This window comes from Streptomyces sp. (genome assembly GCF_019510245.1).
In the GTDB taxonomy this organism is placed as follows: Bacteria; Actinomycetota; Actinomycetes; order Streptomycetales; family Streptomycetaceae; genus Streptomyces.
In genome coordinates this window covers 93,775-107,764 of sequence record NZ_JAEKKT010000142.1, presented here as the reverse complement: position 1 = coordinate 107,764, position 13,990 = coordinate 93,775, and the positions used below count along the sequence as shown (strand labels likewise).

Sequence of the window (13,990 nt, the reverse complement as noted above, 5' to 3'; positions counted from 1 at the left end):
GAGCCCATTGCGATGTCGAAGATCAATCCCAGCAAGGGTGCTCCGTACGCGCGCATCCTCGGTGTCGGCGGCTACCGCCCGACCCGCGTGGTGCCCAACGACGTGATCCTGGAGACGATCGACTCGTCCGACGAATGGATCCGGTCGCGTTCCGGGATCGAGACCCGGCACTGGGCGGGCCCCGAGGAGACGGTCGCCGCGATGTCGATCGAGGCCTCCGGCAAGGCGATCGCGGACGCCGGCATCGACGCCGAGCAGATCGGCGCCGTGGTCGTCTCGACCGTCTCGCACTTCAGCCAGACCCCGGCCGTCGCCACCGAGATCGCCGACAGGCTGGGCACGAACAAGGCGGCCGCCTTCGACATCTCCGCCGGCTGCGCGGGCTTCGGCTACGGCCTCACGCTCGCCAAGGGCATGGTGGTGGAGGGTTCCGCCGAGTACGTGCTCGTCATCGGCGTGGAGCGGCTCAGCGACCTCACCGACCTGGAGGACCGGGCCACCGCCTTCCTGTTCGGCGACGGCGCGGGCGCGGTCGTGGTCGGTCCCTCGCAGGAGCCGGCGATCGGCCCGACGGTCTGGGGCTCCGAGGGCGACAAGTCGGAGACCATCAAGCAGACGATCCCCTGGGACCGTTTCCACTTCGGTGACCGGTCCGCGCTTCCGCTGGACAGCAAGGGCAACATCAAGTTTCCGGCGATCACGCAGGAAGGCCAGGCGGTGTTCCGCTGGGCCGTGTTCGAGATGGCGAAGGTCGCCCAGCAGGCGCTGGACGCGGCCGGAATCAGCGCGGACGACCTGGACGTCTTCATCCCGCACCAGGCCAATGTGCGGATCATCGACTCGATGGTGAAGACTCTCAAGCTGCCGGAGCACGTCACGGTCGCCCGTGACATCCGCACCACCGGCAACACCTCGGCCGCCTCGATCCCGCTCGCGATGGAGCGGCTCCTGGCGACCGGCGAGGCGAAGAGCGGCGACACCGCACTCGTCATCGGGTTCGGGGCGGGTCTCGTCTACGCCGCCACTGTCGTTACCCTCCCCTAGGCACTCCGTGCCGGATCATGCATCCGGTACGGGTCGCCGTCCGCAGTACCGCAGCAACCGTCTGGAACATCTAAGAAGGAGCGCCTGACATGGCCGCCACTCAGGAAGAGATCGTCGAAGGTCTCGCAGAGATCGTGAACGAGATCGCCGGCATCCCGGTTGAGGACGTCCAGCTGGACAAGTCCTTCACCGACGACCTGGACGTCGACTCGCTGTCCATGGTCGAGGTCGTCGTCGCCGCCGAAGAGCGCTTCGACGTCAAGATCCCGGACGAGGACGTCAAGAACCTCAAGACCGTCGGCGACGCGACCGACTACATCCTCAAGCACCAGGCCTGAGGCAGTTAACTAGCCTCCGGCTACAATGCCCCGCCACCCGGCGGTGGCGCCGTCGAATCCCGTATCCGTTGGAGAAAGAATTCCCGTGAGCCCGACCAATCGCACCGTGGTCGTCACCGGTATCGGCGCAACCACACCGCTGGGTGGCGACGCAGCTTCGTTCTGGGAGGCCCTGGTCGCCGGCAAGTCCGGCGTCAGCCTCCTGGAGCAGGACTGGGCGGCCGAGCTGCCCGTCCGCATCGCGGCACAGATCGCCGTGGAGCCCGGCGAGATCATCCCCCGTCCCCAGGCCCGCAAGCTGGACCGGTCGGCGCAGTTCGCGCTGATCGCGGCCAAGGAGGCCTGGCAGGACGCCGGTTTCACCGCCAGGGCCGGTGAGGACGTGTCCGCCAACCCCGACCGGGTCGGCGCCGTCATCGCCTCCGGCATCGGCGGTGTGACGACCCTGCTGGACCAGTACGACGTGCTCAAGGAGAAGGGCGTACGCCGTGTCTCCCCGCACACCGTGCCCATGCTGATGCCCAACTCGCCGGCCGCCAACGTCGGTATCGAGCTGGGTGCGCGGGCCGGTGTGCACACGCCCGTGTCGGCCTGCGCCTCCGGCGCCGAGGCCATCGGGTACGCCATCGAGATGATCCGCACCGGCCGTGCGGACGTCGTCGTGGCCGGCGGCACCGAGGCGGCGATCCACCCGCTGCCGATCGTCGCGTTCGGCAACATGATGGCCATGTCCAAGAACAACGACGACCCCGAGGGTGCGTCGCGTCCCTACGACTCCGGCCGGGACGGCTTCGTCCTCGGCGAGGGCGCGGGCGTGATCGTCCTGGAGTCCGAGGAGCACGCGAAGGCGCGCGGGGCGCGGATCTATGCCGAGGCGGTCGGCCAGGGCATCTCCGCGGACGCGCACCACATCACGCAGCCGGAGCCGTCCGGCAACGGGATCGCGCACGCGCTGCAGAACCTGCTCGACAACACGGATCTGAAGCCGGCCGAGATCGTGCACGTGAATGCCCACGCGACGTCGACGCCGCAGGGTGACGTCGCCGAGATCAAGGCGCTGCGGAAGGTGTTCGGCGACGACGTCGACCACATGGCCATCTCCGCGACCAAGTCGATGACCGGTCACCTGCTGGGTGGTGCCGGCGGTATCGAGACCGTCGCGTCGATCCTGGCGCTGGTGAACCGGACGGCGCCGCCGACCATCAACCTCGACGACCTCGACCCCGAGGTCAACGCGGACGTGGTGCGGGGTGAGGCACGGCAGCTGCCCGAGGGCAGGATCGCCGCGCTGAACGACTCGTTCGGGTTCGGGGGGCACAACGTGGTCCTTGCGTTCAGGACCGTGTGAGGGACGCTTTAGAACTGCTTGTGGCCCGGACTCCGTTGGACGGAGTCCGGGCCACAGTGCGTTTCGTTGTCGGCTGACGGCCCGGTGGGGGCTGGTCGCGCAGTTCCCCGCGCCCCTGAAGGGGCGCACTGCAGCGCCCCTTCTTTTAGTCAGACCACCTGGTGGAGCCATCTCACCGGCGCGCCCTCGCCCGCGTAGCGGAACGGCTCCAGTTCGTCGTCCCACGGCTTCCCGAGCAGCTTGGCGATCTCGGCCTCCAGGGCCGTCTCGCCGCGCTGTGCGCGGGTCAGGGCGGCCCGCAGGCGGTCCTCCGGGATGAGGATGTCGCCGTGGATTCCGGTGACCGCGTGGAAGATGCCCAGGTCGGGGGTGCAGCTGTAGCGCTCGCCCTCGGCCTTCGCGCAGGGCTCGGCGGTGACCTCGAAGCGGAGCAGGTGCCAGCCGCGCAGGGCGGAGGCGAGTTTGGAGGCCGTGCCGACCTCGCCCTGCCAGGAGAACTCGGAGCGCCAGGTGCCGGGGGCGGCCGGCTGGCGGATCCAGTCGAGGTTGACGCGCGTGCCGAGCACCCCGGCGACGGCCCACTCGACGTGCGGGCACAGCGCGCGGGGCGCGGAGTGCACGTACAGAACTCCACGTGTCGTCACCGGAACCTCCGGGCTGAGCGGGACATCTTGCTGGCTGGCCGGCGGCAGTGGCACGACGGCCGCCTTGATGGCGAGGCTACCGTGCGGTGGCGCAAGGAGTGTGACGTACCGTCGGTCCCGCAGCCAGGAAACCCCCGCCATTCACCCAGGGGGACGCTTGTACGGGGGTGGACCGTTGCAGGGCGCGGGGCGGGAACTCCCGTGCGTTGTCATTACGGGGGACGATCGGGCAAACGGAGAGGACCGAAGGGGTATGCGCAAGCAGCGACGCCGGCGTTCGCGTGCCCTGGCAGGCGCCGTCGCCGTCACCGCCGCGCTGGGGGTGGCCGGGTGCGGTGTCCTGGGCGGTTCCTCCGCCGGGACGAAGAGCGAGCGGACGCGGGCCTCGCGGGCCGTGCAGGTGTGGGACCGCAGCCCGGCCTCGATCGCGGCCGTCGGCGACTCCATCACCCGCGGTTTCGATGCCTGCACGGTCCTCTCGGACTGCCCCGAGGTGTCCTGGGCGACCGGCACCAGTGACCAGGTGGACAGTCTCGCGGTCCGGCTGCTGGGGCGGGCGCAGGCGGCCGACCACAGCTGGAACTACGCGGAGACCGGCGCCCGGATGGCCGACCTGCCGGGGCAGATGGCCGACGCGGTGGTGCGCAGGCCGCAGTTGGTGACGGTGATGGTGGGGGCGAACGACGCCTGCCGGACGTCGGTGCGGGCGATGACCTCGGTGGCCGACTTCCGCAGCGAGTTCGAGGACGCGCTGGCCACCCTGCGCAAGGCGCTGCCGAAGACGCAGGTGTACGTGGCGAGCGTGCCGAACCTGAAGCGGCTGTGGTCCGAGGGGCGGACCAACCCGCTGGGCAAGCAGGTGTGGAAGCTGGGCATCTGCCCGTCCATGCTGTCCGACGCGGACAACCTGACCAGTGCGGCGACCGTGCGCCGGGACAAGGTGCAGCAGCGGGTCGAGGAGTACAACAAGGTGCTCAAGGACGTCTGTGCCAAGGACCGGCGGTGCCGTTTCGACGGCGGGGCGGTGTACGCGTACCGGTTCGGGACCGGCCAGCTGAGTCACTGGGACTGGTTCCATCCGAGCACCGACGGCCAGTCGAAGCTCGCCGCGATCGCCTACCGGACCATCACCGCCAAGGACCCGGTGGACTAGACCCTTGCCTTAGGGTTTCCCCATGAGCGAACTTTTCGGCACACTTTCCGACGGCACCGAGGTGCACCGCTGGACGCTGGAGCGCGCGGGGACCCGGGTGCGGGTGCTGTCGTACGGCGGGATCGTGCAGTCGGTCGAGGTCCCGGACCGGGACGGGCGGACGGCGGACGTGGTGCTGGGGTTCGCCGACCTGGACGGGTACCTGGAGAACCCGGGGCCCTACTTCGGCGCCCTGGTGGGCCGGTACGCCAACCGGATCGCGCACGCCCGCTTCCCGCTGGACGGCGTGACCTACGCCCTGGAGCCCAACAACGCCCCCAACTCCCTGCACGGCGGCGCCCGCGGCTTCGACAAGCGGGTGTGGGAGGTGGCGGCCGTCGAGCACGGGGTGCGGCTGTCGCGGGTGAGCGCGCACGGGGAGGAGGGGTTCCCGGGGCGGCTGAAGGTCGCCGTGACGTACTCGCTGGACGAGTCGGGCGCGCTGCACATCTCCTACGAGGCGGTCACCGACGCGCCGACCGTCGTGAACCTCACCAACCACAGCTACTTCAACCTGGCGGGCTCCGGCAACGCGGGCGGCCACGAGCTGCGGATCGCGGCCTCGCGCTACACCCCGGTGGACGCGGATCTCATTCCGACGGGGGTGCCGGCGGACGTCTCCGGCTCCCGTTTCGACTTCCGTACGGCCCGCAAGGTCGGCTCCGGTTACGACCACAACCTCGTCCTGGACAAGGGGGTGACGGACACGCCGGTGGAGATCGGCGAGCTGTACGACCCGGCGTCCGGCCGCACCCTCACCGTCGCCACCACCGAACCCGGCATCCAGCTCTACACCGCCGAGCACCTGACCGGCCCCTTCGCCCCCGGCGACGGCGTCGCCCTGGAGACCCAGCACTTCCCGGACTCACCCAACCGCCCCGATTTCCCGAGCACCCGGCTGGACCCGGGCGGGACCTACCGCTCGGCGACGGTGTACGGCTTCGGGGTGCGGGGCTGACTCCCCCGCGAACGCCGGTCACCGAGGCCTCACCGACACGCAAGCCCCGGTCCAGGGGTCAGGTCCCGGACCGGGGCTGCTCAAGGGGGACGCGGGTCCCGGCTCCGACCTTAGCCCCGGCTGTGAGCCGGCGGCCGCTCATCGGGCGCGTCGCCGCGATCTCGTACGAACCCTTCACAAGCGCCCACGAGAGCGCGGGGACGCCCATGGTGTAGACCACATCGCGGCCCGCACGCGATACTGCGCCCGATCGGCACCACGCACCCCACTGCGACGGAAGGCCAACTCCCTTGACTTCCCTACGTGTTCGGATCGGCGTCCTCGGTATCGTGCTGCTGGCCGGGGGACTCGCCCCCACCGCGGCGCACGCCACGACCGCACCCTCCGCCACCGACTCCCCCACCGTCGAGGAGCAGCGGCTCGACAAGCCGGTGCCGCAGGAGATACTCCGGCGGTCCGGGTTCGACGACGTGGCACCGCAGCTCGCGCGAGCGCTGGCGGGCACCCGCTCCTACCCGCAGGCCCGACGGGTCGTCGAACGAGAGGGTGCGCTGCTGTGGCGGCGGGCCGTGGACCGGGCGCAGGGGCGGGGTCCCGCCGGGGGTGATCTAAGCCGGGACGACGACCGGCCGCTGTACTGGGCGCGGCTCGGGATGACGCGCCAGGTACGCACCTGGGAGCCCGGCTTCGGGGTGAGCGGCCGGCAGCGGGCCGCGCTGCTGGACGTGCTGGAGCGGACGTCGCGGGGCCAGACGGACATCCGCTACCCCGGAAAGGGCCTGCGGCGGATCCTCGTCACCGGGTTCGACCCGTTCACGCTGGACCGGGACATCCGGATCTCCAACCCGTCCGGGGCGAGCGCGCTGGCCCTCGACGGGACCGTGCTCGAGACCGCCGAGGGGCCGGCGCGGGTGGAGACGGCCGTGTTCCCGGTGCGGTGGGACGACTTCGCGGCCGGGACCGTGGAGCGGACGCTCCGGCCGTACCTGCCGAAGGTGGACCTGTTCACGACCGTGAGCCAGGGGCGCGTCGGGCGGTTCGACGTGGAGCGGACGAACGGCGCCTGGCGGGGCGGGTTCCCCGACAACGAGAACCTCGGCCGGACCGGGACCGTGCCGGTCACCGACCCGGCCTCGCAGCCGCAGTGGACGACCACCACCCTCCCGTACGCGGCGATCACGGCGGCGGACACGGGGCGGTTCCCGGTGTACGACCACACCGAGGTGACGGAGATCCCGGCCGGGGGCGGCGACCCCGTCGTACGGGCGGACGGGCCGACCGCCGGGTCCACCGCGCGGGCCGGGGGCGGCGGGGACTACCTGTCGAACGAGATCGCCTACCGGGCGACGCTGCTGCGCGACCGGCTCGGGCTGCACGACACCCTGCCCGGCGGACATGTGCACACGCCGGTGCTGCAGTTCGGTGCCGGGAACACGACGCAGGTGACCGACCCGGAGTTCGTGCGGAACCGGGTGGACATCATCGACCAGGTACGGGCGATCGTGACCGTGGCCGCGGACGCGGGCCTCAGGAACTGACGGGTTCGCCCGCCCGCTCGTCCTGCGCCACCGTCTCCTCGTCCAGCAGGTCGCGGGCGAGGAGGGTGGCGCCCGCGACCGCGCCCGGCATCAGGAACACCGCGACGAACGGGACCAGGAAGGCCAGGCCCAGCGGGGTCCCGAAGCCCCACACCAGCAACTTGCGGGAGCGCAGCAGGGTGAGCCGGGCGCGCAGGTCGACGCCCCGGCGCTGGAGGGCGACGGCGGCGAGTTCCTCGGTGAGGAAGAAGCCGGTGACGAAGAAGCCGATGACCGGGACGACGGTCTGGCCGACGAAGGGCAGGAAGCCGAGGGCGAAGAGCAGGACGCCCCAGAGGCCGGCCCGGACCAGGATGCGCAGGCTGTCCCGGGCCGAGATCCACAGTTCGCGCCAGAACGGCAGCCCGGACTCGGGCGCGGTCCCGTCGGGCGAGACGTCCGCGTCGACCTTCTCGGAGAGGTTCTCGTAGAACGGCTGGCCTATCAGCAGCGTCACCGCGGTGAAGGTGAGGACGGCGCCGAGGAGGCCGAGGGCGAACAGGACGGCGGTGAGGAAGCCGCGGAAGAGGCCGAGCCAGGGGCTGGACCAGTCGTCGGCGAACGGAGTGGCCCAGGCGACGAAGTCCGCTCCCCATGTCGCGAGGGCGACCAGGGCCGCCGCGTAGAGGACGAGGGTGATGAGGCCGGGCAGCAGACCGAAACCGAACTGCCTGCCGTGCCGGCCGACCCACCGCTGGCCCTTGAGGAGATATCCGAAACCCGCCCCGAGATCACGCATGGCCAAAACTTTACCGGGGCTCGAAGAGCGCACCGCCGGGGCTGCTGCCCGGAAGTGAGGGAATCGTCGCCATGGGCCGGGCCCGCCGCCGTGGGCGGTCCCGCGGTGTGTCCGCCCTCGGCGTGCCCCGGTTGAGTCGAACAGGTACATCTCGCCGTACCGATCTCAGGAAGGGGTAGGTCGCCCAGGCGGGTAGGGCGTTGTTCACAGTGGGAGCCGTCCCCGGGCGGCTCGGTTGAGGAGAACGGATGACGCAGGAGATCACCGTCCAGGGCACGGTCGCGGAGGGCTTCGAAGCGGTGCGCGAGGAGTTCGCCGCCGTCGTCGCCGACGGACCGGCCGACTACGAGGGGCAGTTGTGCGCGTACGTCCACGGCCGGCGGGTCGTCGACCTGTGGGCGGGCGAGGGGGCGGACGGAGACTCCCTGTACGGCGTCTTCTCGTCCACGAAGGGGGCGGCGCACCTGGTCGTGGCGATGCTGGTGCAGGACGGCACGCTGGAGCTGGACCGCAAGGTCACCTACTACTGGCCGGAGTTCGGCGCCGAGGGCAAGGGCACGCTGACCCTGCGGGACCTGCTCGCGCACCGGGCGGGCCTGGTCGGCACCGACACCGGGTTCAACGCTCAGGAGCTGTCCGACGACCGCGCGATGGCCGAACGCCTCGCCGACCAGCGGCCGTTCTGGCGCCCGGGCACGGCCTTCGGCTACCACGCCCTCGTCCTCGGGGCGCTCACCGGTGAGGTGGTACGGCGCGCGACCGGCCGTACCCTCCAGGACGTGTACGAGGAGCGGGTCCGGGCGCCGTACGGCCTCGGCTTCTTCCTGGGCCTGCCGGCCGCGCACGAGCCGCGTTTCCGCACCACCCGGCCGATGCTGCCCACACCCGACCAGCAGGCCCTGCTCGACTCCGTCCCGTCCGGCCCGCAGACCCTCGCGGGGATCGCCTTCAACGAGCACACCGCCGAACCCACGGACCTGGCGGCCCTCCCGAACGACCGGCGGGTCCGCGCCAAGGGCCCGGCCTCCTTCGGCGGGGTGGCGTCCGCGCGCGGCCTGGCCGGGATGTACGCGGCCCTGCTCAGCGAGGTCGGCGGCGAGGCCCCGCTGCTGAAGGAGGACACGGTGGCGGAGTTCGGCCAGATCCACTCGGTGGGGTACGACCTGGTGGCCCGCACCCACAAGTCGTACGGCCTCGGCTTCCAGGCGACGGCCGACACCTGGCACCCGTTCCTCGGCGCGGGCACGATCGGCCACAGCGGAGCGGCCGGCTCCCAGGCCTTCGCGGACCCGCGCAGCGGCATCGCCTACGGCTACACGAGGCGCCGGTTCGCGTTCCCGGGGGGCGCGGCCCCGGAGAACGACCGGCTCGCACTGGCCGTACACAAGGCAACCCTGACTATGTGAGTGCCTCGCCTGGACGCGCCCCTCTTCTTGGGGGCGCGGGGCTGTACCGATTTGCGGATCCGCCGCGTGGGCGCGAGCAACCACCGACCACCCGCACCCGGCGTCAAGGCCGAACCCGGCAGACGAGTGGCCCGCACCCCACGCCCCGAGGGCGCGGCCTACTCACCACACGCGAGCCTCGCCCCACCCCAGTCCGCATGATCATGCGCGTTCCCGTCCCCACCGTCCCCGACGACGAGACGCAACTCCTGGACGCCGGTCACGTCGACGTCCAGCGCCGCCCCCGCCGACTCCCCGGTCAGCACCGGTGTCGTCGCCAGCGTGCGCCCGTCGCCGACCAGGGAGAAGACGACCGACCCGTAGGGCGCCACCTCGTCGTCGACGCCGACCGTGGCGGTGAACCGGCTGCAGTCGCCGCCGAGATAGAAGGCCACGTCACTGGCGGCGTGCGCGCCGAGCCCCTTGGCGAACGCGGTGCCCCGGAGGCTCATCGGCCGCCCGTCCCCCGCCGCCTGCTCCCCGTTGGACATGTCCCGCTCCACCGGCCCCCATCCGTTGTCGGCGGAGACGAAGGACAGGTCGCTCAGGTACGGGTTCCCGGTCGGCGCCGGAATCGGCACCCGTGTGCTCGCGCCGCCGTAGGTCCAGTGCCGTACCCCGCCGCGGTCGTAGGTCGCCAGCGGCGTGAACGTGTTGGTCACCGGGGTGTCCGTGGCCGTGGGCGCGGTGACCGTCCAACTCGCGGTGACCGAGTGGCCGGGGGCGATTCTCGCGAAGGTGACGGGCGTGCTGGGGGTGGCCCGCCAGTTCGCCGGGGTGCCGGGGGTCAGGGTGAGGCCGGTGGCCGCGCCGCCGGTCGCCGGGAGGGTGAAGGTGGTGGTGAGGGTCGCCGACGCGCCCCGCTGGACGGTGGCGGGCAGGCCGGCGGTGAGGGCCGCCGGGGGTGCGGCTGGATGCCGTACGGGGGTGACGGCCAGGTTGTCGAACTCGTCGGTCTGGTAGCCGACGACGCCGAGGCCGGCCTGCCCGGCCGGGTAGGCGGAGTCGTCCACCGCGCCGACCCGGCGGCCGTCGACGCTCGCGGTGATGGTGGTGCCGCCGAAGCTCAGGGCGAGGGTGTGCCAGTGCCGGGTGCCCAGCGCCCGGGTGGTGCCGGCGGCGAGGGTGGTCAGCCGGCCGGCGGTGTCGCTTCTGACGACGGACCAGGCACCCGTGTCGGCGGCCCGCAGGAAGTAACCCGCCTGGTGGGACTGGGGGCGCTGCTGCTCGCCGGCCCTGCCCATGAGCTCCACGGTGCCGGGCTGCTCCAGGTAGACGTCCGAACGGACCGTGTAGTCGCGCCAGTCCGGGTCACCGAGCAGTGCGAACGCGTCGCTGTCGTCCTGCCACTCGATGGGCTGCTGCGCCGCCATCTGCCGTACGCAGCGTCCTGGCCGATCGCCGCCGCAGGCCGTGGTCTCGAAGGAACCCTGCATGTCGGAGAGGTACGTGGCCTCCCGGCCGGAGGTGGGCCGTTCGAAGGAGTCCCGGTAGGGCAGGGCGAGGTGCTGCCGCGGCGGGCTGACGGCGGTGCCGTGGCCCTGGCCGGTGGTGGTGGTCAGGGAGTAGACGTGACCGGGCTGGAGGGTCACGGAGAAGTGCCCGGCCCGGGGGGTCACGTCGCCGGTGTGGACGAAGCCCTTGCCGCCGGCGGCGAGGTCGGTGGCCCAGATGTGCACGGTGCCGGTGGGCAGCCCGCCGCCGACGGTGAAGTCGGCGGTCTGCGCGGTGCTCGCGGTGGAGGTCTCGACGACGGTGCTGTAGGCCGAGTTGTCGGCCGGTTTGAGGGTGACGTAGCTGCCGTCTGCCCGGTCGCCGCCGAGGTAGCCGCTGGCCTGGTCGTCGAACGTCCAGCCGGGACGCGTGACCTGGGTGACCTGGGCGGTGGTCCACAGGCTGGTGCCGAGCCGGTAGGCACCGGACCACGGCTCGTCGGCGACCGCGAGGCCGACGGTGTCGTAGGGCAGGTTGGGGTAGATCGCGGCCAGTAGGGGCCAGTTGAGGTAGGCGGTGTACCGGCCGTCGAGGTAGCCGCGGGTGATGGAGCGGATCAGCGCACCGGCGCCGGTGTTCTCGTCGAGGGAGCCGTTCTCGCTGGCCCACAGGGGTTTCCCGGTGGCCTGGGCGGTGTCGGAGCTGTAGCAGGTGTTCGCGCTGCCGCCGTCGCCGCCCTCGCACGGGTAGTGGACGCCGACGACGTCCACGGAGCCCGCGAACTGCGGGTCGGCGGCGACGGAGTCGGCCACGTCCAGGCCCGAGTCGGCGGCGACGATCCGCACCGGGAGGTGCCGGGCGGCGAGCGCGGCGTGCAGTTTCTCGTACCAGACCGTGTCGTAGCCGCGTTCGTTCCAGCCGCCCAGGTAGTCGATGTCCAGGCCGTGCTGCCGGGCGCAGCCCAGCCAGTCGACCAGGTAGTCGATCATGTCCTGGGACCAGAAGTCGCCGCCGCCCGGAGTGTTGGCCGAGTTGCCGATCCAGCCGGGGGCGCCCCAGGCCAGGCCGTACAGCTCGATGTCCGGGTTGCGCTTCTTCGCCTGCTCCATCAGCCACCACTCGTAGCCGCTGTCGCAGTGCACGGTGCCGCGGGTGTGCTCGATGCTGGGTTCGGAGCCGTCGGTGGAGTTGGTGTCGCCGCCGATCTCCACCTTGAGCAGCTGCAGGGCGGCCCCGTAGCCGGGCTTGAAGAGGTAGTCGAGTATCCGACTGCGCTGCGGCTCCGGGTAGTTGATGAGCAGGCGGGAGTTGCCTCCGCCGCCGCTGATGGCACCGATGCCGTCGAAGGTGCGGCCGGTGCCGGACCCGTCCACCGTGATCGCGGTGGACGGCGGCGTGGAGGCCGTGGCGGCGGCCCGCGCTGACAACGATGTCAGAGCGCCGAACACGAAGGCGAGGCAGCTAATGACCGCGAGCCATGACAGCGCGCGATACCGGACGAACTGGAGCATGCGGCTCTCCCGACCCATGAGACCCAGCGGAGGCGAACACCTCCGCGCACATGGCTACAGGAACGCACAGCTCCAGGGAAGACTTCGGACAGGATCCAACACGACAGGATCCGGCACGACAGGATCCGGCACGGAACGACGGGCGGCGCGCCGGAGGGACCTCCGGCGCGCCGTCGAGCGATCGCGGTCGCGCTACAGCTTGACGATCATCTTTCCGGTGTTGTCGCCGCGCAGGACCCCGAGGAACGCCTCCAGGTTGTTCTCGATGCCCTCGACGACCGTCTCGCGGTACTTGAGCTGCCCGGAGGCGACCCAGGGGCCGACCTCGGCGACGAACTGCGGCTGCAGGTCGTAGTGGTCGCCGACCAGGAAGCCCTCGATCCGGCCGCGGGTCTGGATGAGGCGGGCGAGGTTCTTCGGGCCGGGGACGGGCTCGGTGCTGTTGTAGACGGAGATCATGCCGCAGACCGCGATCCGGCCGTCCCGGTTGAGCTGGCCGATGGCAGCCTCCAGGTGGTCCCCGCCGACGTTGTCGAAGTAGACGTCGACGCCGTCGGGGGCGGCGGCGCGCAGCTGCTCGGCGACCGGGCCGTTCTTGTAGTTGAAGGCCGCGTCGAAGCCGTACTCCTCGACCAGCAGCTTGACCTTCTCGTCCGAGCCGGCCGAGCCGATGACGCGCGAGGCGCCCTTGAGCTTCGCGATCTGGCCGACCTGGCTGCCGACCGCGCCGGCCGCGCCGGAGACGAAGACGGAGTCGCCCTCCTTGAAGGAGGCGGTGCGCAGCAGGCCCGCGTAGGCCGTGAGGCCGGTCATGCCGAGGACGCCGAGGTAGGTCGACAGGGGCGCGGCCGCCGCGTCCACCTTGACGGCGTTCTTCGCGTCCACGACCGCGTACTCGCGCCAGCCGAAGAAGTGCAGGACGTGGTCGCCGGCCGCGATGCCCTCGGCGTTCGACTCGACGACCTCGCCGACCGCGCCGCCCTGCATGACCTTGCCCAGCTCGAAGGGGGCGACGTACGACTTCGCGGCACTCATCCGGCCGCGCATGTACGGGTCGACGGAGAGGTACTTGTTCCGTACCAGCACCTGCCCCTCACCCGGCGTGGGGACCTCCGCCTCGACCAGGGCGAAGTCCTCGGGCTTCGGCCAGCCGACGGGACGGCTGAGCAGGTGCCACTCGCGGTTGATCATGACATGCGCCTTTCCGAAACTACTTCAGTACCTGAAACAACCATGCTCCTGAATATTTCAGGATGTCAAGTAACGCGGTACTCTGGAGCGCATGTCCACCCCACAGCCCAGCTCAGCGAAGACCCGCCGCCCCGACGCCCTGACCCTGGAGGTCGTCGAGCTCATCGGGGACGTCGTGGCCCGTTTCTACGCGGACTACGAGGACGCGGCGGGCGAGCACGCGCTCACCGGGGCGCAGGCGCGACTGCTGAGCCTGCTCTCGCTGGAGCCGCTCCCGATGCGGAAGCTGGCGCAGAAGCTGAAGTGCGAGCCGTCCAACGTGACGGGGATCGTGGACCGGCTGGAGGCCCGCGGGCTCGTGGAGCGGCGGCCCGACCCGGCCGACCGCCGCGTGAAGCTGGCCGCGGCGACGGACGAGGGCCGCCGGGTCGCCCGTGACCTGCGCGAGGGGTTGCGCTTCGCACGCGAGCCGCTGGCGGGGCTGTCGGACGAGGAGCGGCTGTCGCTGCGGGATCTGCTGCGCAGGATGCGGGACGCCTAGGGCCGGCGCCCGACGGCACCGGCCCCCG

At 71.4% G+C, this 13,990-nt stretch carries 12 protein-coding genes; 8 read left to right on the top strand and 4 right to left on the bottom strand.

The window, feature by feature from the left end:
- Positions 1 to 12: 12 nt before the first annotated feature.
- The 3 genes from JF597_RS23960 to fabF all read left to right on the top strand — a co-directional run bounded on the left by JF597_RS23960 (position 13) and on the right by fabF (position 2,730).
- Complete coding sequence (locus JF597_RS23960; RefSeq protein ID WP_293998259.1) at positions 13 to 1,044, top strand: ketoacyl-ACP synthase III; 1,032 nt, start codon at positions 13 to 15, stop codon at positions 1,042 to 1,044.
- An 89-nt stretch (positions 1,045 to 1,133) separates the two neighbouring features.
- Positions 1,134 to 1,382: an acyl carrier protein gene (locus JF597_RS23955; protein WP_046425089.1), complete on the top strand. Its 249-nt coding sequence runs from the start codon at positions 1,134 to 1,136 to the stop codon at positions 1,380 to 1,382.
- Between the two features lie 85 nt (positions 1,383 to 1,467).
- Positions 1,468 to 2,730 (top strand): beta-ketoacyl-ACP synthase II, encoded by a 1,263-nt coding sequence (gene fabF, locus JF597_RS23950; RefSeq protein ID WP_293998250.1) that lies wholly within the window; start codon positions 1,468 to 1,470, stop codon positions 2,728 to 2,730.
- Positions 2,731 to 2,879: 149 nt separating this feature from the next.
- Here fabF and JF597_RS23945 read toward each other — a convergent pair whose 3' ends face one another.
- Positions 2,880 to 3,374 carry a DUF3145 domain-containing protein gene (locus tag JF597_RS23945; RefSeq protein ID WP_293998246.1) on the bottom strand — a complete coding sequence of 165 codons (495 nt, stop codon included), beginning with the start codon at positions 3,372 to 3,374 and terminating at the stop codon, positions 2,880 to 2,882.
- 253 nt (positions 3,375 to 3,627) lie between these two features.
- Here JF597_RS23945 and JF597_RS23940 point away from each other — a divergent pair, with 253 nt between their 5' ends.
- The 3 genes from JF597_RS23940 (at position 3,628) to JF597_RS23930 (ending at position 7,062) form a co-directional block, all read left to right on the top strand.
- Positions 3,628 to 4,527: an SGNH/GDSL hydrolase family protein gene (locus tag JF597_RS23940; protein WP_293998245.1), complete on the top strand. Its 900-nt coding sequence runs from the start codon at positions 3,628 to 3,630 to the stop codon at positions 4,525 to 4,527.
- A 22-nt stretch (positions 4,528 to 4,549) separates the two neighbouring features.
- Positions 4,550 to 5,524 (top strand): aldose epimerase family protein, encoded by a 975-nt coding sequence (locus tag JF597_RS23935; protein ID WP_293998243.1) that lies wholly within the window; start codon positions 4,550 to 4,552, stop codon positions 5,522 to 5,524.
- A gap of 290 nt (positions 5,525 to 5,814) precedes the next feature.
- Positions 5,815 to 7,062, top strand: coding sequence for a pyroglutamyl peptidase (locus JF597_RS23930; RefSeq protein ID WP_293998241.1), 1,248 nt, complete (start codon positions 5,815 to 5,817; stop codon positions 7,060 to 7,062).
- Here the strand turns inward: JF597_RS23930 and JF597_RS23925 are convergent.
- Positions 7,052 to 7,840: an EI24 domain-containing protein gene (locus JF597_RS23925; RefSeq protein ID WP_293998239.1), complete on the bottom strand. Its 789-nt coding sequence runs from the start codon at positions 7,838 to 7,840 to the stop codon at positions 7,052 to 7,054. The two genes, JF597_RS23930 and JF597_RS23925, sit on opposite strands and share 11 nt — an antisense overlap.
- Positions 7,841 to 8,088: 248 nt before the next feature.
- Between JF597_RS23925 and JF597_RS23920 the strand changes: the two genes are divergently transcribed.
- Positions 8,089 to 9,246: a serine hydrolase domain-containing protein gene (locus JF597_RS23920; protein ID WP_293998236.1), complete on the top strand. Its 1,158-nt coding sequence runs from the start codon at positions 8,089 to 8,091 to the stop codon at positions 9,244 to 9,246.
- A gap of 158 nt (positions 9,247 to 9,404) precedes the next feature.
- Here the strand turns inward: JF597_RS23920 and JF597_RS23915 are convergent, their stop codons facing one another.
- A complete protein-coding gene (locus tag JF597_RS23915; protein WP_293998233.1) occupies positions 9,405 to 12,230 on the bottom strand; it encodes an NPCBM/NEW2 domain-containing protein in 2,826 nt (941 codons plus the stop codon).
- 192 nt (positions 12,231 to 12,422) lie between these two features.
- The gene (locus tag JF597_RS23910) at positions 12,423 to 13,421 is read right to left on the bottom strand and encodes an NADP-dependent oxidoreductase (protein ID WP_293998231.1); all 999 of its coding nucleotides are present in this window, start codon (positions 13,419 to 13,421) and stop codon (positions 12,423 to 12,425) included.
- Between the two features lie 91 nt (positions 13,422 to 13,512).
- Between JF597_RS23910 and JF597_RS23905 the strand changes: the two genes are divergently transcribed.
- Positions 13,513 to 13,962, top strand: a complete 450-nt coding sequence (locus tag JF597_RS23905) for a MarR family transcriptional regulator (RefSeq protein ID WP_293998228.1) — start codon at positions 13,513 to 13,515, stop codon at positions 13,960 to 13,962.
- The last annotated feature ends 28 nt before the right edge of the window (positions 13,963 to 13,990 follow it).

Coding starts and splice junctions, on each gene's coding strand:
- JF597_RS23960 (WP_293998259.1), top strand. CDS start 13: ATGTCGAAGATCAATCCCAGCAAGGGTGCTCCGTACGCGCGCATCCTC.
- JF597_RS23935 (WP_293998243.1), top strand. CDS start 4,550: ATGAGCGAACTTTTCGGCACACTTTCCGACGGCACCGAGGTGCACCGC.
- JF597_RS23910 (WP_293998231.1), bottom strand. CDS start 13,421: ATGATCAACCGCGAGTGGCACCTGCTCAGCCGTCCCGTCGGCTGGCCG.
- JF597_RS23925 (WP_293998239.1), bottom strand. CDS start 7,840: ATGCGTGATCTCGGGGCGGGTTTCGGATATCTCCTCAAGGGCCAGCGG.
- JF597_RS23940 (WP_293998245.1), top strand. CDS start 3,628: ATGCGCAAGCAGCGACGCCGGCGTTCGCGTGCCCTGGCAGGCGCCGTC.
- JF597_RS23955 (WP_046425089.1), top strand. CDS start 1,134: ATGGCCGCCACTCAGGAAGAGATCGTCGAAGGTCTCGCAGAGATCGTG.
- JF597_RS23920 (WP_293998236.1), top strand. CDS start 8,089: ATGACGCAGGAGATCACCGTCCAGGGCACGGTCGCGGAGGGCTTCGAA.
- JF597_RS23915 (WP_293998233.1), bottom strand. CDS start 12,230: ATGCTCCAGTTCGTCCGGTATCGCGCGCTGTCATGGCTCGCGGTCATT.
- JF597_RS23905 (WP_293998228.1), top strand. CDS start 13,513: ATGTCCACCCCACAGCCCAGCTCAGCGAAGACCCGCCGCCCCGACGCC.